This window comes from Escherichia sp. MOD1-EC7011, assembly GCF_002965005.1.
Taxonomy (GTDB): domain Bacteria; phylum Pseudomonadota; class Gammaproteobacteria; order Enterobacterales; family Enterobacteriaceae; genus Escherichia; species Escherichia ruysiae.
This window is the reverse complement of the sequence record NZ_PTRD01000020.1, coordinates 23186-49556: the sequence shown is the minus strand read 5'-3', so window position 1 is coordinate 49556 and position 26371 is coordinate 23186. Positions and strand designations below refer to the sequence as shown.

Genomic DNA, 26371 nt, shown 5'->3' with positions numbered 1-26371 from the left:
TCGCATCAGGCGTTGATTGCCGGATGCGGTACAAGCACCTTATCCGGCCTACATATTGCTATTACCACCAGATTTCCATCTGGGCACCGAATGTCCACTCATCGCTATCACCGCGACCGAAGCTACCGCCTTCGAAATTCGCCGGAACAGCTTTGCCGTAGTTCGGGTTGGAAGAGGAGCTACCGTTGTAGTCATAACCCCATTTCTCATCCCACTTGGCGTAGGTTGCGAAGACACGAATAGCCGGGCGTGACCAGATGCTGTCGCCAGCCTGCCATTGTTGTGCGAGGGTGATTTTGTACTGATTGTTCTTGTCGCCAGTGCGCTGGGATTCGACGTTGTCGTAGCCCACTTCCAGCAAGGTACTCATGATAGGCGTCCACTTGTACATTGGACGAATACCGACGGTCCACCACTTGGTGCCGTTATCGTTATCCCAGTTGATATCCTGGTACATACCCACGTACATCATGTCCCAGTTGTCGCCCATGGAGATCGCACCGTGATCGAGGATACGCAGCAGGTGACCGTTATTGTTGATATTGTAGGCAAATTTTTCGTTATCAAACGCAACGCCAGAACCCTGCGACAGACCTTTACCCTGCGAGGTCATCGAGTCTGTTGCGTACTGAACAACAAACTTGTTGAAGCCTTTCAGGATGCTCTGGGTATGCTCGGCAGTGAACATCCAGCCATCTTTCGATGCGCCATCAACCAGACGATAGTTATCACGCAGGTTAGCGCGACCGTAGTCAACACCCAGTTCCAGGGTGCCGCCCGGGTTGATTTCCATCTGCGCTAAACGCACGTCGAAGACGTCGTTCGCAGTCTCGTTGGTATAGTCATAGATATTGTTGCTGGCGAAAGAAGAAGAACCGCCCGCTTCAGAAGAACGCGTTGCTGCCAGAGAAAGTTTACCGAAGCCAACGTCGATGTTTTCCAGACCGGCACCAGGACCAGAAATATCCCAGTAGTAGAAGTCGATCATATGAACGTCATGACGCTGATAGAAACGCTTACCGGCCCAAATAGTGGCGCCTGGCAGCCATTCAATCAGGTTTTTCCCCTGCACGTTCGCTTCACGGAAGGCCGGATCGGTGGCTTCCCAGTCATTCTGTTGTGCTACGGAATAGGCCACGTTAGTGTCGAAATAGAAGCTCTTATCGCCCTCTTTCCACACTTCCTGACCCAATTTTAATTCAGCATAAGTTTCACATTCGTTGCCAAGACGGTATTTACTTTGAGCGCCAGTGGTCTGGAAACACTGTTGTTCACCGCCGCTCCCTGTCCAGCCGATCCCGGAACGAGCGTAACCGTGGAAATCCACAGCCATTGCCTGAGCAGACATTACGCCTGCTGCGACGGCAACCGCCAGAGGAAGTTTGCGCAGAGTAATCATCATTCTATCTCCTGAGTCATTGCTTTTCTTTTTTCACATCGCCTGTCACAGGCTTTGTGTCTTTTTTAGGGGTGCTTAAACGCCCGGCTCCTGATGCAGTCGACGACATGCAGTGCCATCCTCACGGAACAGATGGCAACGCTCTGGCGGCAGGCCGATAGCGAATGTGGCACCTTCTTCTACCAACACCACGTCAGACTGGCGGTACACCAGGTTTTGACGAATGGAAGGGATCTGGATATGAATTTGCGTTTCGTTGCCGAGCTGCTCGACCACCTGAACTTCCCCCTCAAGGATGACGTCGGCGATATCGCTTGGCAGTAAATGTTCCGGGCGAATGCCCAGCGACATGTTGGCGCCGACCTGAACGTTGTGGCTTTCAACCGGCAGCCAGACCTGCTGGAGGTTTGGCATCGGCAGCTCAACCTGGACTTGATCGATTGCAACGGCGGTCACTTTTACCGGCAGGAAATTCATTTTCGGTGAACCGATAAAACCGGCGACAAAGCGGTCGGCCGGATAGTGATACAACTCAAGCGGCTTCCCGACCTGCGCCACGCGACCGGCGTCCAGCACCACGATTTTGTCGGCCAACGTCATCGCTTCGACCTGGTCGTGGGTGACGTAAATCATCGTGCGCCCCAGGCGTTTATGCAGACGGGAAATTTCGATACGCATCTGTACACGTAGCGCGGCATCAAGGTTGGAAAGAGGTTCATCGAGTAAAAACACGCTTGGCTCGGCCACCAGCGTACGACCAATCGCCACACGTTGACGTTGTCCGCCGGAGAGCGCCTTCGGTTTGCGATCCAGCAAGTGCGCCAGTTGCAGCACTTCCGCCACCTGGTTAACACGCTGGTTGATGACCTCTTTCTTTGCGCCTGCTAATTTCAGGCCAAAAGACATATTTTCTGCCACAGACAAGTGGGGATAGAGCGCATAGGACTGGAACACCATGCCGACGCCGCGTTCTGCTGGCGGGGTATCGTTCATTCGTTTATCACCGATGAACAGGTCGCCGCTGGTGATCGTCTCAAGACCGGCAATCATGCGCAGTAAAGTGGATTTACCGCAGCCAGATGGTCCGACAAACACCACGAACTCACCTTCGTGGATGTCGAGATTGATATCTTTCGATACCACCACATCCCCCCAGGCCTTCGTTACATTTTGCAGCTGTACGCTCGCCATGCCCTTCTCCCTTCGTTACAACCTGTCATCGACAGCAACATTCATGATGCAGTGACTATGCGTCATCGGAAGATGGCTTAAATCCTCCACCCCCTGGCTTTTTTATGGGGGAGGAGGCGGGAGGATGAGAAGGTGGGGTCTGCATACTAATCCGAGGGAAAGTAAGGAAATTCGTGATATTGCTTGCAAAAAACATGGCAATTTTGTGTGCGCCTTACCGCAATACTGCCGTTTCTGCGATGCAGATCACATAAAACGAAGGTGGGGCGTAGGGGCAAGGAGGATGGAAAGAGGTTGCCGTATAAAGAAACTAGAGTCCGTTCAGGCGTTTTCACAAGCACTTCACCAACAAGGACCAGAGATTATGAAAATAAAAACAGGTGCACGCATCCTCGCATTATCTGTTTTGACGACGATGATGTTTTCCGCCTCGGCTCTCGCCAAAATCGAAGAAGGTAAACTGGTAATCTGGATCAACGGCGATAAAGGCTACAACGGCCTCGCAGAAGTGGGTAAGAAATTCGAGAAAGATACCGGAATTAAAGTCACCGTTGAGCATCCAGATAAGCTGGAAGAGAAATTCCCCCAGGTTGCGGCCACTGGCGATGGTCCGGACATTATTTTCTGGGCGCACGACCGCTTTGGCGGCTATGCCCAATCTGGCCTGTTGGCTGAAATCTCCCCAGACAAAGCGTTACAGGACAAGCTGTATCCGTTTACCTGGGATGCTGTACGTTATAACGGCAAACTGATTGCTTATCCGATTGCCGTTGAAGCGTTATCGCTGATTTATAACAAAGACCTGCTGCCGAATCCGCCAAAAACCTGGGAAGAAATCCCGGCACTGGATAAAGAACTGAAAGCGAAAGGTAAGAGCGCGCTGATGTTCAACCTGCAAGAACCGTACTTCACCTGGCCGCTGATTGCTGCCGACGGTGGTTATGCGTTCAAGTATGAAAATGACAAATACAATGTGAAAGACGTTGGTGTGGATAACGCCGGCGCGAAAGCGGGTCTGACCTTCCTGGTTGATCTGGTTAAAAACAAACACATGAATGCGGATACTGATTACTCCATCGCAGAGGCGGCCTTTAACAAAGGTGAAACGGCGATGACCATCAACGGTCCGTGGGCATGGTCCAACATCGATACCAGCAAAGTGAACTACGGTGTGACGCTGCTGCCGACCTTCAAGGGACAACCTTCCAAACCGTTCGTTGGCGTTCTGAGTGCAGGCATCAACGCTGCCAGCCCGAACAAAGAACTGGCAAAAGAGTTCCTCGAAAACTACCTGCTGACTGACGAAGGGCTGGAAGCGGTAAATAAAGATAAACCGCTGGGCGCCGTGGCACTGAAGTCTTACCAGGATCAGCTGGCGAAAGATCAACGCATTGCCGCCACCATGGATAACGCCAAGAACGGTGAAATCATGCCGAATATCCCGCAGATGTCGGCCTTCTGGTATGCCGTGCGTACCGCAGTGATCAACGCCGCCAGCGGTCGTCAAACTGTTGATGCCGCGCTGAAAGATGCGCAGGGTCGTATCACCAAGTAATGCTGTGAAATGCCGGATGCGGCGTGAACGCCTTATCCGGCCTACGAAACCGAAGCATATGTAGGCCTGATAAGACGCGTCAGCGTCGCATCAGGCGGTTGTTGTCGGATACGACGTAAATGCTTCATCCGACCAGGAAAAACGAACTGTACGTAAGCCTGATAAGGCGCGCCAGCGCCGCATCAGGCGGTTGTTGCCGGATGCGGTGTAATCATTTATCCGTCCAGGAATGAGGAAGAACCCCATGGATGTCATTAAAAAGAAACATTGGTGGCAAAGCGACGCGCTGAAATGGTCAGTGTTAGGTCTGCTTGGCCTGCTGGTGGGTTACCTTGTTGTTTTAATGTACGCACAAGGGGAGTACCTGTTCGCCATTACCACGCTGATTTTAAGTTCTGCGGGGCTGTATATTTTCGCCAACCGGAAAGCCTACGCCTGGCGCTATGTTTATCCGGGAATGGCAGGAATGGGGCTGTTCGTGCTCTTCCCTCTGGTCTGCACCATCGCCATTGCTTTTACCAACTACAGCAGCACTAACCAGCTAACTTTTGAACGCGCCCAGGAAGTTCTGTTAGATCGTTCCTGGCAAGCGGGCAAAACCTATAACTTCGGGCTTTATCCGGCAGGTGATGAGTGGCAACTGGCGCTCACCGATGGCGAAACTGGTAAGCATTATCTCTCCGATGCCTTTAAATTTGGCGGCGAGCAAAAGCTGCAACTGAAAGAAAGTGCCACACAGCCTGAGGGCGAGCGCGCAAATCTGCGCGTGATTACCCAAAATCGTCAGGCGCTGAGCAACATTACCGCCATCCTCCCGGATGACAACAAAGTGATGATGAGCTCCCTGCGCCAGTTCTCTGGGACACAACCGCTCTACACACTGGGCGATGACGGTACGCTGACCAATAACCAGAGTGGCGTCAAATATCGCCCGAATGACCAGACCGGCTTTTACCAGTCCATCACCGCCGATGGCAACTGGGGCGACGACAAACTCAGCCCCGGTTACACCGTGACTACCGGCTGGAAAAACTTTAGCCGCGTCTTCACCGACGAAGGCATTCAGAAACCGTTCCTCGCGATTTTCGTCTGGACCGTGATGTTCTCACTGATCACTGTCTTTTTAACGGTTGCAGTCGGCATGGTGCTGGCCTGTCTGGTGCAATGGGAAGCGTTGCGCGGCAAAGCTATCTACCGCGTACTGCTGATTCTGCCCTACGCGGTGCCATCGTTTATTTCAATCTTGATTTTCAAAGGGTTGTTTAACCAGAGCTTCGGTGAAATCAACATGATGTTGAGCGCGCTGTTTGGCGTGAAGCCCGCCTGGTTTAGCGATCCAACCACCGCACGGACGATGCTGATTATCGTCAACACGTGGCTGGGTTATCCGTACATGATGATCCTCTGCATGGGCTTGCTGAAAGCGATTCCTGACGACCTGTATGAAGCCTCAGCGATGGATGGCGCAAGTCCATTCCAGAACTTCTTTAAAATCACGCTGCCGCTGCTGATCAAGCCGCTGACACCGCTGATGATCGCCAGCTTCGCCTTTAACTTTAACAACTTCGTGCTGATTCAACTGTTGACCAACGGTGGCCCGGATCGTCTTGGCACCACCACGCCAGCCGGTTATACCGACCTGCTCGTTAACTACACCTACCGTATCGCCTTTGAAGGTGGCGGAGGTCAGGACTTCGGTCTGGCAGCAGCGATTGCCACGCTGATTTTCCTGCTGGTGGGTGCGCTGGCGATAGTGAACCTGAAAGCCACGCGAATGAAGTTTGATTAAGGGAGATAACAAAAATGGCAATGGTCCAACCGAAATCGCAAAAAGCACGTTTGTTTATTACTCACCTGCTACTGCTACTTTTTATCGCGGCGATTATGTTCCCGCTGCTGATGGTCGTCGCAATCTCGCTGCGCCAGGGGAACTTCGCGACCGGCAGCCTGATCCCGGAGCAAATCTCGTGGGATCACTGGAAACTGGCGTTAGGCTTTAGCGTTGAACAGGCCGATGGTCGCATTACGCCACCGCCGTTCCCGGTATTGCTGTGGCTGTGGAACTCAGTAAAGATCGCCGGGATTTCCGCGATTGGCATTGTGGCGCTCTCCACCACCTGCGCCTACGCTTTTGCCCGTATGCGCTTTCCAGGCAAAGCGACGCTGCTGAAAGGAATGCTGATTTTCCAGATGTTCCCGGCGGTACTCTCACTGGTGGCGTTGTATGCGTTGTTTGACCGTCTGGGTGAGTACATTCCGTTTATCGGACTGAATACCCACGGCGGCGTTATCTTTGCTTACCTGGGCGGGATTGCGCTGCACGTCTGGACGATTAAAGGTTATTTCGAAACCATCGACAGTTCGCTGGAAGAAGCGGCGGCGCTGGACGGTGCGACACCGTGGCAAGCCTTCCGCCTCGTACTGCTGCCGCTGTCAGTACCGATTCTGGCGGTAGTGTTCATCCTGTCGTTTATCGCTGCCATTACTGAAGTTCCGGTCGCGTCGTTGTTACTGCGTGACGTGAACAGCTACACCCTGGCCGTGGGGATGCAGCAATACCTCAACCCGCAAAACTACCTGTGGGGCGATTTTGCCGCCGCTGCCGTGATGTCTGCATTACCGATCACCATCGTCTTCTTGCTGGCTCAACGCTGGCTGGTCAACGGCCTGACGGCAGGTGGTGTGAAAGGTTAAAGATGTTGTTCTGCCAATGTTATGCCGCTGCACCCTCAACTTACGTTATCCCAACTTGTGACTGTTATTCGGCGCTCCCTGGAGCGCCTTTTTTTACTCCCGCTTCAGCCGTTTCGAATTACATAGCCATAGGGTGATCACCAGTAGCAGGATCGCTGCCGAGTAGATCAACACATCCAGTGGCGATTTATGATCGACGATGATCAAGCGCACAATGGCGGTGATCCCGATATAGACAAAGTAACGTAAGGGAAAGTGAAAGCCGGATTGAAAATACTTCACAATCAGGGCAATAAATTCGAAATAGAGAAAGTAAACCACCAGCCCTTCCACCAGCTCATATTTGCTGGTTTGTTCTGGCGCGAACAGCACATCAGCCAGATGCACCGTTTCTTTGCCGAGGAATACGACCAGAATCAGGCCGAGGCACAGCAGGCCAAGATTGAGAACGGTCTGCAAAATGGTGGAGATAAACTCCACGCGCGGACGAGATAACGACGTCATAACAGCCCTCCAACTCAGTGGCGAGCTTCCTGTATAACGCAAAAATGTGACGGGGATCTATATTTTTTGTGTATGTTTTGTTCAACCTGGTGTTAGATGGTGCCTCCCGCCAGCGCCGGATGCGGCGTGAACGCCTTATCCGTCCTACCCGTAGGCCGGATAAGCCGCGTCTGGCGGCGCATCCGGCAAGACACACAGCCTCAAAAAATCACCCATTCAGGTGATTCCCGGCCACCAGCAAAGCGCGAAAAATCGACAATGTTCCTCTGGAACAAATGAAACGTAACCTGATAAAGGTGGTAAAAATGAAGCCTTATTTTGCTGCTTTGTTGTTATCAGTCTCTGTTCTTCCTGCTTTTGCCGGTCCGCTCGGTACTGCTGATAAAGCCGACCTTCCGCAAAGCAATGTCTCCAGCCCAATGATGGCTCAGTCGCTCAGGCAATCAGACCTGCAACCGATATCGACGGACAGGAAGACAGAATGTTTTCGCCTTTACACACCAGATCGCAAACCGGGGGTGAACTGCGTCCCTGATGGCTCGACAGGCCATTAAGAATGAGGGTGCCAGTGATTGCGAAAACTGGCACCTTTCCCACGGCTTAGCGGAAATTCACGCTTCGGTCGCTGGTCATGTCATACAACTGGAACTTACGCCCAAGTTGCTGACCACCGTCACGCGTCAGCGGCGTCCAGCCAATTGCCGCACGGCTGCGTGTCGGGCCAGACGAGAAGAGATCCAACGGCACAGAGACATACACGCCTTTGGTGAAGTCCCCTTCTCCGTACTCTTCTTTCGAAACATTCGTGATCGTGGCATAGCCACCCACCACCACGCCGCTATCAAAGCGTTTGGCTATTTCCAGCGTGCCGCCTTTATCCCCTGCCAGATACTGCCCGACGCTCGCTTTCACCAACACGTCCTGGGCGAAAGATGGCGTCCAGTAGGCGGTCAGATGTCCGGTTTTCACGCTGTAGTCGGTGAATTTCATCATATCTTTTGCACTACGCCAGTCGCGCTGTTTAACGTAGTTGGCATCCAGACCAAACGCCCAGTTGCTGTCCAGCGGGCGATACAACACTTCTGCCCCCGCACCGCCAAACATGGTTTCGAGATAACCTCCATAGACCTGACCGTAGAAGCCGTTGCCCAGATGCTGGAAGTAGTTGGCTTGCAGGTTATTCACATAGACATCGTTCTGCACATACTCGCGCACATGGGTACGAACGCGCGGTAAGTGCGAGTCCTGCGGCGGATTGGTGTAGTTAAACTTGTCGTAGTTGTTGGCAAGATTTGCAAACAGGCTGCCGGTGGTCAGCAGATGGTCCGTCAGCCACAAATCTGCCGTTCCCATCACGCCCAGCTGATACATGTAAAAGTTTTCCGGGCCACCGACCGACTGGTTCAGCACCGGATCGATATGGAAATCAAAGCGTGATTTGTCGATATACCAGCCCTGCTCGGTGGACTGCGGAACCACTGGCTCGACGCGTTTTTGCGCCAGCGTCGTTTCGTGGCCCAACGGCTCTCCGGCGAGATGATTTTTCAGGCTGGCGACATCGGTTTCCGTCGTCACCTGCGGCATGTTAAGGCGATTTTCCGTAATGCGGATCGTTTTGATCCCATCCGGCAGATCGTTCATCACGATCCGATTAGCACGGATGATCCCTTCGCGCGAATCACGATATTTCACCTGCTCGCCGGTGACATACAGCGTATCGCCTTTCGCCTGGATCTGCGGATCGGCAAGTCCGGCATTGTATTTCAACAGCGTTAACTGATTCGCCACCACCGAATGCTGCAAAATGGCATCCTGCGGCTGCGGTTGATATTGCGGGCGGGCGTTATCGTTGTAAGACGGGCGCAGATCGTTAAAGTTGGTGCGCAGCGTGACGCCAAACATAAAGGTGTTGCCACGTTCATAGCTAAGGTTAACGTCGGCCCAATCGGTAACGCGATAAATCGCCCCGACGTTAAACTTACTTTTTTGCTCCAGCTTCCCGGCAAAATCCTGCTGATAATTATTGCCTTCATACTCCAGTTTCAGGCGCAGCGGCTGCCAGGATGTCTGGTATTCCACACCGCCAAACAGTGAGGCAGGACCGTGAAACATCTGGCTACCGTCGATAGATCCCGCCTGTTTGTAGCTGTTATCGCGATAGCAATATTTATCACTGGCTGAACAGAGCGGATTTTTCACGTTACCGCTGGTGCCCAGATATCCCCAGCCCAGGCCGAGTGTAAAATCGAACGGCCCCCAGGCTTTGCTGGCAACAAGATATTCCGCATCAAACAGCCCCGTACCGCCGATATCCCGCGCACCAACCGCCACTTGCGGCAGCCAATAACTCTCTTCCCACAAACGCAGTTTGAGATCGAAGGCTTTATCTTTATACGTTTGATCGCCAGAGAACGCTTCGACGCTGCTGTACTGCCGGGTGCGCACGTCGGTGTAGCGCAGCGTTGTTTCCAGCCACGGGAAGAGTTGCACTGAAGCAGAGTAATAACGGTACTGATCGTTATCGCGATAGTTCAAACTTAATTCCCCTTCCCGCGCCATGCGCGCGGTGGGCGTTTGTAACAGACCGACGCCGCCGAAATCCGATTGCGACGGCCCGATGGGCGCTGGATACGTTTCGCCATAGCAGGCCGTGCTAATGCCCAGTGCCAGTAAGCTAAGCAGATGTCTTTTTTTCATTATTGCGGTATCCGCTGCGTCAGAGTCTGAAGAATGTCGGCGTTCAGGGCATCAGGCGTCTTACTCCAGACGGAGTCCGCCAGGCCAACATAAATAATGCTGCCGGGCATCGGCTCTACGTGACGCTTGTTCCAGTAAGCCACCGGCGCTTTTTGCGTTCGCCCGTCCGGGTAAACCACCCACGCATAGCTGCGATCTGCACCGCTAAGCAGGCTCTTCCCTGAGAGATAGCTCGCTACGTCGCGACCTGGAGTGAATGGCTGCTTGCCAGGACGACTGATAAGCCCGAACAGCGTGACCGTTGACGGAGCGGAACCCACCCACAGCGTGTAGTTGCCCTGCAACGGCGGGTTGCCGCGTTCCGCAACGCGGACGATATCGGGATCAAGTTTGATTTTTTGCCTGCCCGTCACTTTCAACGCCTGAATTTGCTGACGTAAGGCGTTAATCGCAGCGGCATCCTCGGCGCTGGAATCTGTGGCCAGTTCTGCCAGCCGTGTCAGCAACGCCTGCTGCTGCCGCAATGCTGCTGCCGTTGCCAGCTCTTCGCTGATCACCGCACCGGGCCACCAGCTATTCGCCAGTCGCGGTTGCCCCACCAGATCGATTAAATGCTCTGCGCCCGTCAGCGTTTTGGCCTCACTGCTGCCATTGCTGAACACCTTGACGGTGCCCGCCGCAAAGACCGATGACGCTCCCACGCTCAAAATCAACGCGACAATAGTTTGTTTAATCATTGTTTTGCTGCCTTGATGAGAGTGGTTTTCACCGGGAAATAATCCGCGCCAAGATACTGTTCCGACTGGCGAATTTGTCCTTCGCTGTCGATCCAATAGCGGTTATGCCAGCGCGCCTGGTCGGTGGAGACTTCTTCGTCCAGCACGCGAACCGGAGTTTCATCGCTGCCGACGTTGACGGTATCGGTGCCATCCCATTTGAAGACTGAGCGTGCGGTGGCGTAGCGTACCTGCTGGTACTCGGTCCAGCCCATCGTGCGCGTCCAGGTTGCGCCATCAACAATTTGTGCGGGTTTAATCAGCGGGTCGGCGGCAAGGTTATTTACTTCAATCAGGTTGTCGCCGCCAAGCAAAGTCTTCACCAGACGACCATGTTGTGTGACGAGAGTGGCCTGATCCTGAGTGACCCATTTTTGTTGTCCGTCTTCAGCGAAGGCCAGCACCACAAATAACTGCGGCCCGCCATTAAGCTGCATGTACTGGCTGGCGTAGGGCATATTTTGAATATCATCGTCCGTCAGCTGTACGCCTGGCGTGCCGAACAGACTGTCCCACAGTGAATTGCCCAGCTCTTTAGTCGTGGCTGAACAGGCCTGTAATAGCAGGCAGATAAGAATGAGTGCAGGTCGCTTCACGACTCTTCTCCAGAGGGGCAGAATAACCACACCGGAGTGTGGTTATGGTTAATCCCCGTCATACTTCAAGCTGCAGATGCGGTGACCGCACTCGTTCACCCCGGTCACATAGTTATCTATGCTCCCGGGGACTCACTCGCTTGTCGCCTTCCTGCAACTCGAATTATTTTGGGGATACATACGTTATTACTGGGTACTGGTGGTCGTGGTTGTGGTGGTTCCGGTATTAGAACCATCACCGCCACCGGTTGCCGCGAGTGCGACACCCACCGCCGAGCTTACGGTGCTGACGCTGGTCGCGGAGGAACTGCCCGCCGAAACCGACGTTGCTGCCGACCCTGCCGCTTCGCCCACCTGTACAGGTGCAGCCCACGCAGAAGTCGCCGCAAGCGCAGATATGGCTAAAATGCCATACAGAACTTTTCTCATAACAATTTCCCTTCATTGAATGAATGGAGATTTACCCAAAAACATTTCGGGCGGGATCGAGTATACACAACTAAAGCATGTGAATTACGGCGCGAGGAATTAGTGGTGGGGTTTTAGGATAATTGGAATAAATATCAATTATATATTTTTTATTATATATAAATAATTATGTTAATCATGAGGTTAAAATAAACACAAAAGCGATTGACCTGCGTATTTTCCGAAATAATTACAGACTAAAAATCTATTTTAGGATTAACCTCACGGTATGATTTTCGTTAAATCACAGACAAGAGGATTTATCTGATAGAACAATGCCGACTTATAGTCGGCATTGTTATTAAGGTTATTTAATCAATCGTGCTATGTATTAATTGCCGAATACGATGTACATATCGGCATCGACCTGTAGGCCTGATAAGACGCGACCGCGTCGCATCAGGCACCGGTTGCCGGATGCGGCATAAACGCCTTATCCGGCCTACGTAGCGGCATCAGACATGCACGATGATTAACCGCGCCACGCCTTATAGCGGTTAATCAGACCATTGGTCGAGCTATCGTGGCTGCTGATTTCTTTGTCATCTTTCAGTTCCGGCAGAATACGGTTCGCCAGCTGTTTACCCAGCTCAACGCCCCACTGGTCGAAGGTGAAGATGTTCAGGATCACGCCCTGAGTAAAGATTTTGTGCTCATACAGCGCAATCAACGCCCCCAGGCTGAACGGGGTGATTTCGCGCAGCAGGATGGAATTGGTCGGACGGTTACCTTCGAACACTTTAAACGGCACTACATAGTCGAGCGTCGCCGGATCTTTACCCTGATCGCGATATTCCTGCTCTACCACTTCGCGGGATTTACCAAAGGCCAGAGCTTCGGTCTGAGCGAAGAAGTTAGACAGCAGTTTCTGGTGGTGATCAGAGAGCGGGTTATGGGTGATAGCCGGCGCGATGAAATCGCACGGCACCATTTTGGTTCCCTGGTGGATCAGCTGGTAAAACGCATGTTGCCCGTTTGTACCCGGCTCACCCCAGATAATCGGGCCAGTCTGGTAATCCACTACGTTACCGTCACGGTCAACGTATTTACCGTTGGATTCCATATTGCCCTGCTGGAAGTACGCCGCGAAACGGTGCATATACTGGTCATACGGCAGAATCGCTTCAGTTTCCGCGCCAAAGAAATTGTTGTACCAGATGCCGATCAGCGCCAGCAATACAGGCAGGTTTTTCTCGGCTGGCGTGGTGGAGAAATGCTTGTCCATCGCGTGTGCGCCGGAAAGCAGTTCAACGAAGTTATCAAAGCCGATGGAGAGAACAATCGACAGACCAATCGCTGACCACAAAGAGTAACGGCCGCCGACCCAGTCCCAGAACTCGAACATGTTGGCGGTATCAATACCAAACTCGCCAACGGCTTTCGCATTGGTGGAGAGCGCCGCAAAGTGTTTCGCAACGTGCTTCTCATCACCGGCCGCTTTCAGGAACCAGTCACGCGCGCTATGGGCGTTGGTCATGGTTTCCTGAGTGGTGAAGGTTTTAGACGCCACCAGGAACAGCGTGGTTTCAGGGTTCACTTTTTTCAGCACTTCTGCGATGTGAGTTCCGTCAACGTTAGAAACGAAGTGCATATTCAGGTGATTTTTGTACGGACGCAGTGCTTCGGTCACCATGTACGGGCCGAGGTCAGAACCGCCGATACCGATGTTCACCACGTCGGTGATTGCTTTGCCGGTATAACCCTTCCACTCACCGGAAATAATCGCTTGCGAGAAGGTTTTCATCTTCTCCAGCACCGCGTTGACTTCCGGCATTACGTCTTTGCCATCAACCAGAATCGGCGTATTGCTACGATTACGCAGCGCCACGTGCAGCACGGCACGGTTTTCGGTGCGGTTAATCTTCTCGCCAGAGAACATCGACTTAATCGCGCCAGCCAGATCGCACTCTTTCGCCAGATCCTGCAATTTCGCCAGAGTTTCTTCGGTGATGCGGTTTTTGGAGTAATCCACCAGCATCTGATCGTCGAAGGTTGCGGAGAACTTAGAAAAACGATCGCCATCTTTAGCAAAAAGATCGGCGATCGTAACGTCTTTCATTTCATCGAAGTGTTTCTGTAGTGCCTGCCAGGCAGCGGTCTGCGTTGGATTGATGTTTTTCATTAGCAATACTCTTCTGATATTGAGAATTGTGACTGTGGAAGATTGTAGCGCCAGTCACAGAAAAATGTGATGGTTTTAGTGCCGTTAGCTCAGCTAACTACTGAAGAGGATAAAAAGTATAGACGTTATAAGCACAATTTCTGACCACGCCCGCTGCATGAATAATCCGCATAATCCCGGCGTTGACACACTCCCCTACACCTTTTATTTATAAATACGGTCTGCGCCTGCACCGGTTTCTATTTTGCCTTTGTGCCAAGGTCGCTTCTTTCATTCCCTGACACGAGGTTGTTATGCCCGATATTGTTGTCTCCAAATTTGGTGGTACTAGCGTGGCTGATTTCGACGCCATGAACCGCAGCGCCGACATTGTGCTTTCTGATGAGAATGTTCGTTTAGTTGTGCTTTCTGCTTCTGCGGGGATTACTAACCTACTTGTTGCACTGGCTGAAGGTCTGGAACCGGTTGAGCGTTTCGAAAAACTCGATGCTATTCGCAATATTCAGTTCGCCATTCTGGAGCGCCTGCGTTACCCGAACGTCATCCGTGAAGAGATTGAACGTTTGTTGGAGAACATTACCGTTCTGGCCGAAGCGGCGGCGCTGGCAACATCTCCGGCTCTGACGGATGAACTGGTTAGCCACGGCGAACTGATGTCTACTCTACTATTTGTTGAAATCCTGCGCGAACGCGATGTCCAGGCGCAGTGGTTTGATGTGCGTAAAGTGATGCGCACCAACGACCGGTTTGGTCGCGCGGAGCCAGATGTTGTTGCACTGGCGGAACTGTCTGCGTTGCATCTGACTCCACGGCTCAGTGAAGGTTTAGTCATCACCCAGGGCTTTATTGGTAGCGAAAGTAAAGGGCGTACTACAACACTTGGACGTGGCGGCAGCGATTATACGGCAGCCTTGTTGGCGGAAGCCTTACACGCATCTCGCGTTGATATCTGGACTGACGTCCCTGGCATCTACACGACCGATCCGCGCGTGGTGCCAGCAGCAAAACGCATTGATAAAATCGCTTTTGAAGAGGCCGCTGAAATGGCGACCTTTGGCGCGAAAGTGCTGCATCCAGCGACGTTGCTGCCCGCAGTGCGCAGCGATATTCCGGTGTTTGTCGGTTCCAGCAAAGACCCACGTGCTGGCGGTACATTGGTGTGTAATAAAACCGAAAATCCACCGCTGTTCCGTGCACTGGCTCTGCGCCGTAAACAAACGCTATTAACCCTGCACAGCCTGAATATGCTGCATTCCCGTGGCTTCCTCGCGGAAGTTTTCGGTATCCTCGCGCGGCATAATATTTCGGTGGATTTAATTACTACGTCCGAAGTGAGCGTGGCATTAACTCTTGATACGACTGGTTCAACTTCCACTGGCGATACATTGTTGACGCAATCACTGCTGATGGAGCTTTCGGCGCTGTGCCGCGTGGAAGTGGAAGAAGGCCTGGCACTGGTGGCGCTGATTGGTAATGACCTGTCAAAAGCCTGCGGCGTCGGCAAAGAAGTATTTGGCGTGCTGGAACCGTTCAACATCCGCATGATTTGCTACGGCGCTTCCAGCAATAACCTGTGCTTCCTGGTGCCGGGTGCTGATGCGGAACAGGTGGTGCAGACATTGCATAGAAATTTGTTTGAGTAAACGACCAGTACAGGTGAATAGCGACCCACGTCGCTATTCACCATGCCGGATCAATTACGAATTACTACGGCGCTGTTGCTTTTCCGCATGTACGCGTTTCACTATCTTATAAATCCATTGCAGCGTCAGATTATATTTCTTCGCTAATTCGGCGTAGTTGCGACCATCGCACTCGCTATAGATTTGGTAGTCACGCTCCGACGCCCGTCCAGAGATCCCTTTCGGGAAATAAATGCTTTGCCCCCCCCAGTTACGCATCATTCGGTCAGCAATGGCAAAGCCCACATTTTCCGCCGATGAGCTGTCGAGATTGATGCTCTCAATCAGAACTTGCGATGCATGAAACGCCAGGTCGTTAATGATCTCCGGTGTCCGGGCCATCTCTTTTGATTTTCGTATCATTTTTCATCTCCATATATCTTGCATCCTGTATAAGACCCGATGCGTGTAAAACCACGGATATACGCTAAGCAGTTGTCATTACTGCTACTCAATACATTCAACAAACAAATAAACAATCACCAAAAATATAAATTTTTAATATTAATGAACACCATAAATTCACAAAATAAATATATTGTTTGCGTTACGTTTCTTGTCAACTGGAGTATCATTTTACACGATACTGTATACACATACAGTATTATTTTACCTGTAGTATAAAAAGATCGTTTCCCTCACAGTCGCTAACTTTCTTAAACAAACTTTAAAAATCAAATAACTACTGACTACTCCTACGATCCACCATCCTCTTTTCCCTGCATAATGACGCGCTTATTCGCCAGGTCACCTTTTGCTCTTTTATTAATGGGTGGATTTATTAGCGAGCATGTTCATTTATAGAGGATCTATTTTTTAAAGTTATTTATTAAAGCTTTTTTCATTCTTCACTGGAGGGATCTGGCGACACTAAACGCTCACTTATCAGGAGATATCGTATGAAAAAAGTCACTTTTCCCCGGCTTTCCGGCTGGCTGGTCGCTTCCGTCGCGCTGTTTGTCGTGATCGGCTGGACATCTTCCGCACAGATCCCGGTAGTCATTTATAAACTAAGCCTGGTTTCGCTCTCCGCTGTGCTGGGATACTGGCTCGATCGCAGTCTGTTTCCCTGGGCGCGGCCTGACTCATTTTGCCCTTGGGAAGAGGCGCGATGCTGCGCGGCGGCAATGATTCGTCGGGCTATCATCGTTGCAGCCGTCTGCCTTTCCGTCGCGTTAGGACTTTAATGATGCAGGTAAAATTTCTCGCGCTAATTACTCTGTTCGCGTTCTTCCCGCTTAACGCATCTGAACCGCCGCGAGCATCTCTGGCATGGCGAAACGAACTGATTCGAACTGCACGAGAAGTCTGGGGGCTGAACGCCCCGGTGGCGGACTTCGCCGGGCAGTTACACCAGGAATCCGCCTGGCAGCCAATGGCGCGTTCCCCCGTCGGCGCACAAGGTATGGCGCAATTTATGCCTGCCACAGCGACATGGATAAGCCAGTTGTATCCACAGCTACGTGAAAATAAGCCCTATAACCCAACCTGGGCGATTCGCGCGCTGGTGCAATATGACCAGCATTTGTGGAAAAACATCTCTGCGAAAAATGACTGTCAGCGTATGGCATTTACCCTAAGCGCCTATAACGGCGGTCAGGGATGGGTTAACCGGGATAAAAAACTGGCCGCATCCAAAGGGTTAGATGCCACTATCTGGTTTGGTCATGTTGAACACGTCAACGCCGGGCGTAGCGCCGCGAACTGGCGAGAAAATCGTCACTACCCGAAGATGATCCTCTATCAACATGCCGCCCGCTACTTACTCTGGGGACAGGCAAGCTGTCTTCACTAAACAGAGGAGCCGATGAAACTCAGTATCGATTTTTGGGAAGTGATCTCCCTTATGCTTTCCTTCGTTGGATTAATGTTTGCTGCCGGAAAATTGCTGTTAGCACAAATTGAAAAAAGACTTAATGAGCGTTTTGAATCTCTGGAAAACGCACGCCGGGAATCAGAAACAAATTGGTCGAAACTGGAAAGAGAATTTCTCGAATTTCGTGCCGAGCTTCCGCTGCATTATGTCCGCAGAGAAGATTATCTTCGTGGCCAGGCAGTATTAGAAGCAAAGCTGGATGCCTTATATAGCAAAATAGAGCTATTACAACGTGGCAGCTATTAAATTCAATTTTTTCTCTAAAGCAGATTAAAAGATCCTTCACCTTCACTACGTCAGAATACATTTCAACGATAACGGAGTAAGCGTTAACGAATCAGCAATAATTAAGGAACACCCTATATGGAAATTTTATCTGTAATGAATTCTGTTGTGACCAGATTACGTGAACAGAATCCCGAAATGGACGTATTTATTTCATCGGTCGATGCCCAGAAATATATTCCACAGACACAGCAAGTTACAGTAATTATTAATTATAGCGGTTCTCTATTTGCCATGCCTGAAAGCAGTGATGCTCTCGTGCAACAGCAAACGCTCCGCTTAACTGCCACCGTTATTGTTGGCAAAAATTGTGACGCGTTAAACGCACTGGATCGCATACGCAGCGCACTGGGAGGGATCCAGCTTCCTGATTGCGAGCGTCTTCTTTGGCTTGAAAAAGAAATCAATGCAGGCGAGAGCGGTGGTTTCTGCCGCTACATCCTGGAAATGGCGACCAGCTCGCTGTTTATCGCGAAACGGGAAAGCGCGGACCTTACCCTGCTTACTGAAGTTAATTACGAGGAAACTGAATGAAATATATCTACAACGGCCCGGCAAGCGGCGTCACCCTTGCCGACGGACAAGAAATCTTATTGTGGCCGAACAGTGAAATTGATCTGCCAGAAGACAACGAGTGGGTCATGACCATGATTGCCCGCAATCATCTGACTCCCGTCATCACTCAGGAAGAACAAAATACCGGAGAGGAAATTGTACATGGCAGCTAATTACCTGCACGGTGTCGAAACCATTGAAATTGAAACCGGTCCGCGCCCGGTTAAAGCGGTAAAATCCGCTGTAATCGCTTTAATCGGTAGTGCACCATGCGGTCCGGTAAACAAACCAACATTGTGCCTTTCTGAAAGCGATGCCGCGCAGTTTGGCTCGACTCAGGCTAACTTTACGATCCCGCAGGCGCTGAAGGCGATTTACGACCACGGCGCTGGTACGGTGGTGGTGATTAACGTACTGGACCCGGTAAAACATGGCTCCAGCATCAGCAATGAGAGTATCACTTTTGATTCCAACAACCAGGCGAAACTGGCTCATAGTGCGGTGCGTAATGTTGTCCTGAAACCCTCTTCAACATCAGCCACCACGTATAGCAGCACAGCGTTTCATGTTGATGAACAAACAGGAATAATCACTCGTGCAGAAACTGAGATCCCTGCCGGAGCGAAAGTTTGCGCCTATTACTCATGGGCCGATCCAACAAAAGTTACCGCAGCCGATATTATTGGCGCCGTTAATACCGCAGGCGATCGCACGGGGATGAAACTGCTACAGGACACCTATAATCTGTATGGTTTCTACGCCAAAATCCTGCTTGCTCCGGTTTTCTGTACGCAAAAATCGGTCACCACAGAGCTGATTGCTCAGGCGGACAAACTCGGTGCTATCGCCTACATTGACGCCCCAATCGGTACTACATTCCAGCAGGTGCTGGCTGGTCGCGGCTCGAAAGGCGCAATCAACTTCAACACCAGTTCTGACCGTGCGCGTTTATGCTATCCGCACGTCAAAGTTTATGACGGCTCAACCAACCAGGAAGTTCTCGAACCGCTCTCTTCACGCGCTGCCGGACTGCGTGCCAAAGTAGACCTGGAGAAAGGTTTCTGGTGGAGTAACTCAAACCAGGAAATTCAGGGCATTATCGGTATCGAACGTTCACTTTCCGCAATGGTTGATGACCCGCAAAGTGAAGTGAATCAGCTCAACGAAAACGGCATTACCACAGTTTTCAATAGTTACGGCTCTGGTCTGCGTTTATGGGGCAACCGCACTGCGGCATGGCCTACCGTGACCCATATGCGTAACTTTGAAAACGTTCGCCGCACGGGCGATGTGATTAACGAGTCGATCCGCTATTTCAGCCAGCAGTATATCGATATGCCGATTAATCAGGCGCTAATTGATGCCCTGACCGAGTCGGTAAATACCTGGGGCCGTAAGCTGATTGCCGACGGCGCACTGCTTGGCTTTGAGTGCTGGTACGATCCGGCGCGAAATTCACCGACCGAACTCAGCGCCGGGCATTTATTGCTGAGCTATAAATTCACCCCGCCACCGCCGCTGGAACGTCTGACGTTTGAAACTGAAATTACTTCTGAATATTTAGTCTCTCTGGAGAGCAATAGCTAATGGCTGGAAAAATTCAAATTAACCGTATTACCAATGCCAATATTTATCTCGATGGTAATAACCTGTTAGGTCGTGCAACCGAAATTAAATTACCGGATGTCAGTTTAATTATGCAGGAGCATAAAGCACTGGGCATGGTCGGTAAAATCGAGCTCCCGGCAGGTTTCGATAAACTGGAAGGGGAAATTAAATGGAACTCCTTTTATCAGGACGTCATGCGTAAAACGGCAAACCCGTGGCAGGCGGTAGCATTACAGTGCCGCTCCAGTATTGATTGCTATAACTCCCAGGGGAAAGCGAATCAATTAGCGTTAGTCACTCATTTGACTGTTATGTTTAAAAAGAATCCACTGGGAACATTTAAACAAAATGAAAACCCGGAATTCAGCAGCGCCTTTGGTTGTACCTATATTAAACAGGTGGTCGATGGTGAAACACTGCTGGAGCTGGATTACCTGGCGAATATTTTCCGCGTTAACGGCGTGGATCAATTAAGTACCTATCGCAATAACATCGGTGGCTAAGTTATTCGGGGCTACGGCCCCGATTTCCGCATGATAAATAAGGATACAAAATGAAAGAACATTATATCTTACAGTTCCCGTTTACTTCAGCGGCGGGAGACGTAATTAACACTCTGCAATTACGTCGCCTGAAAGTAAAAGATATGCGCAACGCCCGCCGGATCAGCGAAAAACCAGAAGAGTGGGATGAACCGCTAATGGCTGCAATGACCGGACTGGTGCCAGAAGATTTAGCTGAAATGGATTTGCTGGATTACCAGGCATTGCAGAAACGATTTCAATCTATGCTTAGCGTGGTTACAGAATCCTCCCCTGCTATGGCAGGCAATGGCGCTACTGGCGAGATGGTTTCGCTTTCCGCCCAGTGAGATAGACGCCCTTACCGTCGATGACTTTAGCAACTGGCTGGATGAAGCCAACGCCCAAATAAAAATCGAATATGGCTCGCAGACCTGATGTCTGCGAGTTTCCCAAGCCCGTCAGGTTTATTTCTTCCCTGCCCCTTTTTTTAGAAAAATAACCAGCGGGCCATTATCAATATTTAAAGAGAAACAATTTTGGCCAACGATATTATTACCCAGCTTCAGGCGCGTAATGAGACGTTGACGCAGGCAATAGCCCGTTACGGCTCACTCAACGCCAGAACATTGTTAACTCTCTCTACTCAGCAAGCGACAGTTATCAAACTAACGCAGCGGCTTGCCAATTCCGCTCTCCGCCTGGAGGAAAATAGCCGCAGCCGCGCTAATCTGATGGAGAAAACCCAAACATTTGCCGGGCAATTTAGCAAAGTATTTAATGTTGAAGCCCCCGACTGGAAGTTGCCGTATGAGTTTCAGGACAATATGGTCAATATGGTCAATATGGCGACCAAAGGCGGGATGAGTGATGCCACCCGCGAGACGCTCAGCCTTAATCTGCGCGACTGGAGTATGGATTTTAACCAGCAGCAGACCACGTTACAGTCCGCCGCTCTGACCTTAGTTGAAGGCAACATATCGTCCTTGCAGGATCTCAACCGCTATATGCCGGAGATCGCCAAAGCCGCCACCGCCACGCGCGACAGCGCCGAAACATGGGCGAAAGCCGCGCTCGCGACTCATGATCGACTGAATATTGCCCCAGAAAATTTCCACGCTGCGCAAAACATGATGTACAGCGTTACCAAAAGCGGTGGGCCTGCCATTACCGAACAAACGCAGTGGATAGAGAAATTTGCAGGTAAAACCGGCGCTCAGGGTCTGGAAGGTATGGCTGAACTGGCCGCCACCATGCAGATCGCCATGAAAAACGGTGCCAGCGCCAGTGCGGCGACGGAAAATTTCGCTCATTTTCTGCAAACCACCTTTTCGAAAAAAACCGATAGCTGGTTCGCCAGCCAGGGGGTCGATCTGCAAGGTTCTCTGCTTGAGCATCAGCAAAACGGTATGGGTGTTAGCGAAGCTATGACTCATATCGTGCAAATGCAGCTTGAGAAGATGAATCCGGCGATCCTCGATACCTTCAAACGCACCATGCAGATTGAAGATTTATCTGCCCGCAGCACTGCGCTGCAATCGATGGTGACGCAATTTAATCTGGGCGAAATGTTCGGCGATGCGCAAACGGTGGAATTTCTGGCTCCTATGTTGGCGAATATGGAGGAATATCGCCAGCTAAAAGCCTCTGCCATGCAAGCCACCAGCAAGAATCTGATTAACGCTGACTTTTCTGCGCAAATGGCCTCGCCCATTGAACAGACTAAAGCGTTACAACTGGCGTTAAATGATTTATGGCTCAGCATTGGCTTACAACTTATGCCGGCGATTGGCGAGCTGGCGCAAAGCCTTGCGCCGGTTATTCGCCAGTTCAGCGCCTGGCTACGCGAACATCCGGCGCTGGTGCAAAACATTGCGAAAATCGTCGGGGCGATTTGGCTGTTTAACGGTGCGCTGAATGTTTTAAAGCTGGGCGCGAACTTCATCGCCTCGCCGTTTATTCGTCTGGTCGATATCTTCCTGAAAGTGAGGGCAAGTCTGGCGCTCGGAGGCACGGCAAGTAAGGTGCTATCGGCGGTTAAGTCATTGGGTGGCGGCGCAAAATGGCTAACGCAACTGCTTGGTCGTGGCCTGATCGGAGCATTGAAACTGGTTGGTCGAACCGTTCTCTCGCTAGGTCGGGTGCTACTGATGAATCCCATTGGTCTGGTCATCACTGCGATTGCGGGCGCGGCTTATCTGATTTATCGCAACTGGGCACCTATATCCAGGTTATTTTCCGCCATCTGGCAACGTATCACCACGGCCTTTGATGGCGGCATTGCTGGTATTAGCCGGTTGATTCTCGACTGGTCGCCACTGGGGCTGTTTTACAGCGCCTTTTCCGATGTGATGAATTGGTTTGGTGTTGAGATGCCTGCGAGTTTTAGCGAGTTCGGCAGCAATATACTGGGTAGTCTGGCCGACGGCATAATGAATGCTTTCCCCGCTCTGAAAAGCATTATTGATCAGGTCAAAAACGCCATGCCAGACTGGCTAAAAGCCACAATGGGGATCAGCACAGAAGCATCGGCTGCGGCTGTTACAGGCACGACTAATACCGCATCAGTCTCCCCCGCGACCGTTGTTCCAGGCGTTGCCGGTGCGCTTTTAACGCCGCCTGTGGGCAAACAACTCGCGCCATCCAGCAAAACGGCTACGCCGTCATCGGCGCCAGCGGCAAAACCCGCGTCGGCCTCTTTACCTGGTAAATCCGTAACCAAACCGGCGACGCTACCCTCCCGTTCCCTGGGAAAAGTCCAGGTGAATTTTTCGCCACAAATTACCGTGCAGAGTAACGGACAAAACACCACTAAAGACATTCAGAACGTGTTGACGATGAGTAAACGCGAACTGGAAAGAATGATTAACGACGTAATGGCGCAGCAACAGCGCCGGGGGTATGCCTGATGTATGCCGTTTTAGGTGAGATTGAATTTAAAGTTGTCACATTCTGGGATGGCTTTAAAAGCACAATGGGCGTGGATTACGCCACACATGCCCGTATTGAAGGCAAACCTGGCGTGCAGTTTATTGGCGATAAGCTGGACATGCTGGCGCTGGAATTTTCCCTGCACAGCCAGTTTTGCCAACCCACAACAGAGCTGAATCGACTGCGTGAAGCCATGCTCGCCCACAAAGCAATGGCGCTGGTGTTTGGCAACGGTGATTATCGCGGCTGGTTTGTAATTACAGAGTTAACCGCCACTCACCAGCACACCGATCCCTGGGGCAATATCATTGCCCAAAGCGGAACAATGTCGCTCCAGGAGTATACCGGCGATCCGAAAAACCCACTCCTGCCCCCGGCGATTACCACCCAGGAGCCTAATATTGACGAAAAGGCGAGCGATTTTCCGGACAAGGTGGAGTCTTGGTTGGATCAGATATTGAACACCATTGAAGAAGGTATGCGCAAAGCCAAAGAGATGCTCGATGAACTGGCGCAATCCATTGAAGATATTAAAAAAACAGTGGCAAAGATCAAAGCACTGATTAAAGAGGCCAAAGCGTTAAAAGAAAAGTGTGAAAAGATAATTACGTCGTTGAAAAAGACTATCGATGCCATCGAAACCCTGTTTAAACAGCCGATGGATCTGCAAACGCTGGCAGGATTACCAAAAGCGTTGTCGGCGCAGATTAAAGCATTGCTAGGTAACATGCCGGGCATCCGCGACTGTGCCGAAGACGCCGGGACACTGGTTGACCATGCACAGGCGCTTTTTGACGACATTACCAGCGACATCGCCGAAGCAACTTTCGATAAAGCCACAACGTTGGTTGAGCAGGCACGTACAACGGTACAGCAAACCATTCCCGCAGTGACTCGGCTTGCTGCCGCGACCATTACGAGGAGCTGGTAATGCGATACCTTGAACATATCACCACCGACGGCGAACGCTGGGATAATCTGGCATGGCATTACTACGGTGATGCACTGGCTTACGAACGCATTATCGCCGCCAATCCACATGTCGCCATTTATCCGGTACTGCCTTCCGGTATTCAGCTCATTATTCCAGTCATTTCCGTCAACAAAACCGTATCGGAGATCCCACCATGGCTGAGATAAGCGTAACTGGCGGCGTCTTTGCCACGCTCGCGCCCATTTTTACCCTCTGGTATGGGCATAAAGATATCACTTATGACATCACGCCCTATGTCACCAGTATCAGTTATCACGACAGTATTAAAAACGAGTCGGATACCATCGCGATTACACTGGATGACACCGATGGACGCTGGATAAAAGAGTGGTATCCCGGCAAAGGCGATACGCTGGCGCTGCACATGGGTTATCAGGGGGAAAAACTGCTCGATTGTGGTCAATATATCATTGATAAAATTGATATTTCAGCACCACCTTCCACGGTAAATATTGATGGCATCGCCACTTCCGTCAATCAGGCGCTGCGCACCCGTAATAGTCAGGGCTTTGAAGAGACAACGCTTTCAGCCATCGCCAGCCGTATCGCGCAAACTCACGGCCTGACGCTGGTGGGCAAAATCGAGCCTCTGACAATTGACCGGGTAACACAGTACGGCGAAACCGATGTTGGATTTATCAAGCGCCTGGCCAGCGAATATGGCTATGCGCTAAAGGTGACCACCAAAGAGCTGATTTTTTCGCATTTACCCACGCTGCGCTGCCTGGCGCCGGTGAAAAAGATCGACCGCAAAGACGTTTCGCATTTCACCTTCAAAGATACCATTAACCGTATCTACAAAAACGCCACCGTACAGCATCAAAATAGTAAGAAAAAAGAACTGGTTATCTACACTCACGACAGCCAGCAAAAGCCGTCTGCCCGTGGAGTCGGCACCAGTGCCGACACGCTAAAACTGAACAGTCGGGCGCCGGACGTTGGCGCGGCACAAGCAAAGGCCAACGCCGCGCTCGACAGCCACAACGAATACCAACAAACCGGAACGCTCAGGATGATGGGCTGCCCGGAACTGACGGCAGGCAATAAAATCGAGCTAACCGATTTTGGTGTGCTTTCCGGTCAGTGGCTGATTGATAAATCTACTCACAGTTTTGTGCGCAGCGGCTATACCACTGAGATCGACGTTTCACGCGGGCCAGCGACCAGCCAGTAAGGAGGCAATATGAAAGGAGTAACCCGGCAAACGGGGATTATCAGTGATATTGACGAAACCAGCGTTCGGGTGCGGGTCACGCTACCAGAGTGTGACAATCTGAAGAGTAACTGGCTTGCGGTGCTGCAGCGCAATTCTCAGGACAATAAAGACTACTGGCTACCGGATATGGGAGAGCAGGTGGAAGTTCTGCTGGATGATAACGGTGAAGATGGAGTAGTGCTGGGCGCAGTATATTCAACGGTAGATACCGCGCCAGTAGCATCGCGCGATAAAAGGTATGTCCAGTTTTCCGATGGCGCAGCGTTTGAATATGACCGCAGCACCCACCAGCTTACGATTAATGGCGGCATTGAAAAAATCGTGATTGAGGTTATCGACCGTACCCGCCTGACATCGCCCAACGTTGAGGTTAAAGCCCAACACGTCACCGTGACTTCCGACACTGTTGATGTGAAAGCCACCGATGTCAGCATTGAAGCCAGTAAGGTGGATGTTAAAGCGATGACTGTAACGGTAGACGCACCGCTCAGTACCTTTACCGGCAACGTAACGGTGATGAAAAAACTGACCTGGCTGGGTGGCATGGCAGGAAGTGGAGGCATCGGTAATGCCGCCACGATAACCGGCAATGTCAACGTGATTGGTAACGTGCAGGCCAGCGGCACATTGCAGGACAGCGGTGGCAACTCCAACCACCATTCACACTGACTTTTAACCCGCCTGATGGCGGGTTTTCTCTT

The 26371-nt window shown here is 51.3% G+C and carries 28 protein-coding genes; 19 read left to right on the top strand and 9 right to left on the bottom strand.

The features are described from left to right. Positions 1-61: 61 nt before the first annotated feature. Positions 62-1402, bottom strand: a complete 1341-nt coding sequence (lamB, locus tag A7098_RS09765; protein ID WP_000973648.1) for a maltoporin LamB — start codon at positions 1400-1402, stop codon at positions 62-64. Between the two features lie 72 nt (positions 1403-1474). Next, entirely contained in the window at positions 1475-2590 is a 1116-nt protein-coding gene (gene malK, locus A7098_RS09760) for a maltose/maltodextrin ABC transporter ATP-binding protein MalK (RefSeq protein ID WP_000179160.1), read from the bottom strand. 364 nt (positions 2591-2954) lie between these two features. On the opposite strand from malK, the gene malE reads away from it, so the two are divergent. From malE to malG, 3 genes are all read left to right on the top strand, one after another. Then, positions 2955-4145, top strand: a complete 1191-nt coding sequence (gene malE, locus A7098_RS09755) for a maltose/maltodextrin ABC transporter substrate-binding protein MalE (protein ID WP_000695404.1) — start codon at positions 2955-2957, stop codon at positions 4143-4145. Between the two features lie 244 nt (positions 4146-4389). Then, positions 4390-5934 carry a maltose ABC transporter permease MalF gene (gene malF, locus A7098_RS09750; protein WP_105280736.1) on the top strand — a complete coding sequence of 515 codons (1545 nt, stop codon included), beginning with the start codon at positions 4390-4392 and terminating at the stop codon, positions 5932-5934. Between the two features lie 14 nt (positions 5935-5948). Continuing rightward, entirely contained in the window at positions 5949-6839 is an 891-nt protein-coding gene (malG, locus tag A7098_RS09745; protein ID WP_096132630.1) for a maltose ABC transporter permease MalG, read from the top strand. 93 nt (positions 6840-6932) lie between these two features. On the opposite strand, the gene psiE is transcribed toward malG, so the two are convergent. Beyond that, positions 6933-7343, bottom strand: coding sequence for a phosphate-starvation-inducible protein PsiE (gene psiE / locus A7098_RS09740; protein ID WP_000202902.1), 411 nt, complete (start codon positions 7341-7343; stop codon positions 6933-6935). A 275-nt stretch (positions 7344-7618) separates the two neighbouring features. Between psiE and A7098_RS09730 the strand changes: the two genes are divergently transcribed. Next, positions 7619-7897 carry a hypothetical protein gene (locus A7098_RS09730; RefSeq protein ID WP_010344805.1) on the top strand — a complete coding sequence of 93 codons (279 nt, stop codon included), beginning with the start codon at positions 7619-7621 and terminating at the stop codon, positions 7895-7897. Between the two features lie 46 nt (positions 7898-7943). Here A7098_RS09730 and A7098_RS09725 read toward each other — a convergent pair whose 3' ends face one another. From A7098_RS09725 to pgi, 5 genes are all read right to left on the bottom strand, one after another. Then, positions 7944-10040, bottom strand: a complete 2097-nt coding sequence (locus A7098_RS09725) for a YjbH domain-containing protein (RefSeq protein WP_105280735.1) — start codon at positions 10038-10040, stop codon at positions 7944-7946. Next, positions 10040-10777 (bottom strand): capsule biosynthesis GfcC family protein, encoded by a 738-nt coding sequence (locus A7098_RS09720; RefSeq protein WP_032226481.1) that lies wholly within the window; start codon positions 10775-10777, stop codon positions 10040-10042. Before A7098_RS09720 ends, A7098_RS09725 begins: the two co-directional genes overlap by 1 nt. Beyond that, positions 10774-11412 (bottom strand): YjbF family lipoprotein, encoded by a 639-nt coding sequence (locus A7098_RS09715; RefSeq protein ID WP_032226482.1) that lies wholly within the window; start codon positions 11410-11412, stop codon positions 10774-10776. The genes A7098_RS09720 and A7098_RS09715 overlap by 4 nt, the downstream gene beginning before the upstream one ends. A 186-nt stretch (positions 11413-11598) precedes the next feature. After that, entirely contained in the window at positions 11599-11841 is a 243-nt protein-coding gene (gene yjbE, locus A7098_RS09710) for an exopolysaccharide production protein YjbE (protein WP_001233407.1), read from the bottom strand. 511 nt (positions 11842-12352) lie between these two features. Continuing rightward, entirely contained in the window at positions 12353-14002 is a 1650-nt protein-coding gene (pgi, locus tag A7098_RS09705; protein ID WP_105280734.1) for a glucose-6-phosphate isomerase, read from the bottom strand. A gap of 293 nt (positions 14003-14295) precedes the next feature. On the opposite strand from pgi, the gene lysC reads away from it, so the two are divergent. Further along, complete coding sequence (gene lysC, locus A7098_RS09700) at positions 14296-15645, top strand: lysine-sensitive aspartokinase 3 (RefSeq protein ID WP_105280733.1); 1350 nt, start codon at positions 14296-14298, stop codon at positions 15643-15645. Positions 15646-15699: 54 nt separating this feature from the next. Here lysC and A7098_RS09695 read toward each other — a convergent pair whose 3' ends face one another. Further along, on the bottom strand, positions 15700-16047 hold the full coding sequence (locus A7098_RS09695) for a Mor transcription activator family protein (RefSeq protein ID WP_000619864.1): 348 nt from the start codon (positions 16045-16047) through the stop codon (positions 15700-15702). 536 nt (positions 16048-16583) lie between these two features. Between A7098_RS09695 and A7098_RS09690 the strand changes: the two genes are divergently transcribed. The 14 genes from A7098_RS09690 to A7098_RS09625 all read left to right on the top strand — a co-directional run bounded on the left by A7098_RS09690 (position 16584) and on the right by A7098_RS09625 (position 26339). Further along, entirely contained in the window at positions 16584-16871 is a 288-nt protein-coding gene (locus A7098_RS09690; protein WP_032226484.1) for a putative holin, read from the top strand. 2 nt (positions 16872-16873) lie between these two features. Further along, positions 16874-17479: a transglycosylase SLT domain-containing protein gene (locus A7098_RS09685; protein ID WP_105280732.1), complete on the top strand. Its 606-nt coding sequence runs from the start codon at positions 16874-16876 to the stop codon at positions 17477-17479. A 12-nt stretch (positions 17480-17491) separates the two neighbouring features. Further along, a complete protein-coding gene (locus A7098_RS09680; RefSeq protein WP_000777271.1) occupies positions 17492-17806 on the top strand; it encodes a hypothetical protein in 315 nt (104 codons plus the stop codon). 117 nt (positions 17807-17923) lie between these two features. Continuing rightward, on the top strand, positions 17924-18379 hold the full coding sequence (locus A7098_RS09675) for a Gp37 family protein (RefSeq protein ID WP_105280731.1): 456 nt from the start codon (positions 17924-17926) through the stop codon (positions 18377-18379). After that, positions 18376-18573: a hypothetical protein gene (locus A7098_RS09670; protein ID WP_032226489.1), complete on the top strand. Its 198-nt coding sequence runs from the start codon at positions 18376-18378 to the stop codon at positions 18571-18573. Before A7098_RS09675 ends, A7098_RS09670 begins: the two co-directional genes overlap by 4 nt. Next, a complete protein-coding gene (locus A7098_RS09665; RefSeq protein WP_105280730.1) occupies positions 18563-19987 on the top strand; it encodes a phage tail sheath family protein in 1425 nt (474 codons plus the stop codon). Before A7098_RS09670 ends, A7098_RS09665 begins: the two co-directional genes overlap by 11 nt. After that, the gene (locus tag A7098_RS09660) at positions 19987-20511 is read left to right on the top strand and encodes a phage major tail tube protein (RefSeq protein WP_000907501.1); all 525 of its coding nucleotides are present in this window, start codon (positions 19987-19989) and stop codon (positions 20509-20511) included. The genes A7098_RS09665 and A7098_RS09660 overlap by 1 nt, the downstream gene beginning before the upstream one ends. A 50-nt stretch (positions 20512-20561) precedes the next feature. Next, on the top strand, positions 20562-20879 hold the full coding sequence (locus tag A7098_RS09655; RefSeq protein ID WP_032226490.1) for a phage tail assembly protein: 318 nt from the start codon (positions 20562-20564) through the stop codon (positions 20877-20879). Then, positions 20839-20967, top strand: coding sequence for a GpE family phage tail protein (locus A7098_RS24395; protein ID WP_105280729.1), 129 nt, complete (start codon positions 20839-20841; stop codon positions 20965-20967). The genes A7098_RS09655 and A7098_RS24395 overlap by 41 nt, the downstream gene beginning before the upstream one ends. A 101-nt stretch (positions 20968-21068) precedes the next feature. Next, the gene (locus A7098_RS09645; protein ID WP_105280728.1) at positions 21069-23438 is read left to right on the top strand and encodes a phage tail tape measure protein; all 2370 of its coding nucleotides are present in this window, start codon (positions 21069-21071) and stop codon (positions 23436-23438) included. Further along, on the top strand, positions 23438-24391 hold the full coding sequence (locus A7098_RS09640; protein WP_105280727.1) for a phage tail protein: 954 nt from the start codon (positions 23438-23440) through the stop codon (positions 24389-24391). The genes A7098_RS09645 and A7098_RS09640 overlap by 1 nt, the downstream gene beginning before the upstream one ends. Next, positions 24391-24600: a tail protein X gene (locus A7098_RS09635; protein WP_001269712.1), complete on the top strand. Its 210-nt coding sequence runs from the start codon at positions 24391-24393 to the stop codon at positions 24598-24600. The genes A7098_RS09640 and A7098_RS09635 overlap by 1 nt, the downstream gene beginning before the upstream one ends. After that, positions 24588-25628 carry a contractile injection system protein, VgrG/Pvc8 family gene (locus tag A7098_RS09630; RefSeq protein ID WP_105280726.1) on the top strand — a complete coding sequence of 347 codons (1041 nt, stop codon included), beginning with the start codon at positions 24588-24590 and terminating at the stop codon, positions 25626-25628. The genes A7098_RS09635 and A7098_RS09630 overlap by 13 nt, the downstream gene beginning before the upstream one ends. Positions 25629-25637: 9 nt before the next feature. Further along, positions 25638-26339 carry a phage baseplate assembly protein V gene (locus A7098_RS09625; protein ID WP_105280725.1) on the top strand — a complete coding sequence of 234 codons (702 nt, stop codon included), beginning with the start codon at positions 25638-25640 and terminating at the stop codon, positions 26337-26339. The last annotated feature ends 32 nt before the right edge of the window (positions 26340-26371 follow it).

Excerpts from the sequence above, each read along its gene's own strand:
- lamB (WP_000973648.1), bottom strand. The coding sequence starts at position 1,402 with ATGATGATTACTCTGCGCAAACTTCCTCTGGCGGTTGCCGTCGCAGCA.
- A7098_RS09640 (WP_105280727.1), top strand. The coding sequence starts at position 23,438 with ATGTATGCCGTTTTAGGTGAGATTGAATTTAAAGTTGTCACATTCTGG.
- yjbE (WP_001233407.1), bottom strand. The coding sequence starts at position 11,841 with ATGAGAAAAGTTCTGTATGGCATTTTAGCCATATCTGCGCTTGCGGCG.
- A7098_RS24395 (WP_105280729.1), top strand. The coding sequence starts at position 20,839 with ATGGCGCTACTGGCGAGATGGTTTCGCTTTCCGCCCAGTGAGATAGAC.
- A7098_RS09625 (WP_105280725.1), top strand. The coding sequence starts at position 25,638 with ATGAAAGGAGTAACCCGGCAAACGGGGATTATCAGTGATATTGACGAA.
- A7098_RS09675 (WP_105280731.1), top strand. The coding sequence starts at position 17,924 with ATGGAAATTTTATCTGTAATGAATTCTGTTGTGACCAGATTACGTGAA.
- malK (WP_000179160.1), bottom strand. The coding sequence starts at position 2,590 with ATGGCGAGCGTACAGCTGCAAAATGTAACGAAGGCCTGGGGGGATGTG.
- A7098_RS09635 (WP_001269712.1), top strand. The coding sequence starts at position 24,391 with ATGCGATACCTTGAACATATCACCACCGACGGCGAACGCTGGGATAAT.
- A7098_RS09690 (WP_032226484.1), top strand. The coding sequence starts at position 16,584 with ATGAAAAAAGTCACTTTTCCCCGGCTTTCCGGCTGGCTGGTCGCTTCC.
- A7098_RS09725 (WP_105280735.1), bottom strand. The coding sequence starts at position 10,040 with ATGAAAAAAAGACATCTGCTTAGCTTACTGGCACTGGGCATTAGCACG.
- A7098_RS09670 (WP_032226489.1), top strand. The coding sequence starts at position 18,376 with ATGAAATATATCTACAACGGCCCGGCAAGCGGCGTCACCCTTGCCGAC.
- A7098_RS09660 (WP_000907501.1), top strand. The coding sequence starts at position 19,987 with ATGGCTGGAAAAATTCAAATTAACCGTATTACCAATGCCAATATTTAT.
- A7098_RS09655 (WP_032226490.1), top strand. The coding sequence starts at position 20,562 with ATGAAAGAACATTATATCTTACAGTTCCCGTTTACTTCAGCGGCGGGA.
- malE (WP_000695404.1), top strand. The coding sequence starts at position 2,955 with ATGAAAATAAAAACAGGTGCACGCATCCTCGCATTATCTGTTTTGACG.
- malG (WP_096132630.1), top strand. The coding sequence starts at position 5,949 with ATGGCAATGGTCCAACCGAAATCGCAAAAAGCACGTTTGTTTATTACT.
- A7098_RS09685 (WP_105280732.1), top strand. The coding sequence starts at position 16,874 with ATGCAGGTAAAATTTCTCGCGCTAATTACTCTGTTCGCGTTCTTCCCG.
- psiE (WP_000202902.1), bottom strand. The coding sequence starts at position 7,343 with ATGACGTCGTTATCTCGTCCGCGCGTGGAGTTTATCTCCACCATTTTG.
- malF (WP_105280736.1), top strand. The coding sequence starts at position 4,390 with ATGGATGTCATTAAAAAGAAACATTGGTGGCAAAGCGACGCGCTGAAA.
- A7098_RS09695 (WP_000619864.1), bottom strand. The coding sequence starts at position 16,047 with ATGATACGAAAATCAAAAGAGATGGCCCGGACACCGGAGATCATTAAC.
- A7098_RS09665 (WP_105280730.1), top strand. The coding sequence starts at position 18,563 with ATGGCAGCTAATTACCTGCACGGTGTCGAAACCATTGAAATTGAAACC.
- A7098_RS09720 (WP_032226481.1), bottom strand. The coding sequence starts at position 10,777 with ATGATTAAACAAACTATTGTCGCGTTGATTTTGAGCGTGGGAGCGTCA.
- pgi (WP_105280734.1), bottom strand. The coding sequence starts at position 14,002 with ATGAAAAACATCAATCCAACGCAGACCGCTGCCTGGCAGGCACTACAG.
- lysC (WP_105280733.1), top strand. The coding sequence starts at position 14,296 with ATGCCCGATATTGTTGTCTCCAAATTTGGTGGTACTAGCGTGGCTGAT.
- A7098_RS09630 (WP_105280726.1), top strand. The coding sequence starts at position 24,588 with ATGGCTGAGATAAGCGTAACTGGCGGCGTCTTTGCCACGCTCGCGCCC.
- A7098_RS09730 (WP_010344805.1), top strand. The coding sequence starts at position 7,619 with ATGAAACGTAACCTGATAAAGGTGGTAAAAATGAAGCCTTATTTTGCT.
- A7098_RS09680 (WP_000777271.1), top strand. The coding sequence starts at position 17,492 with ATGAAACTCAGTATCGATTTTTGGGAAGTGATCTCCCTTATGCTTTCC.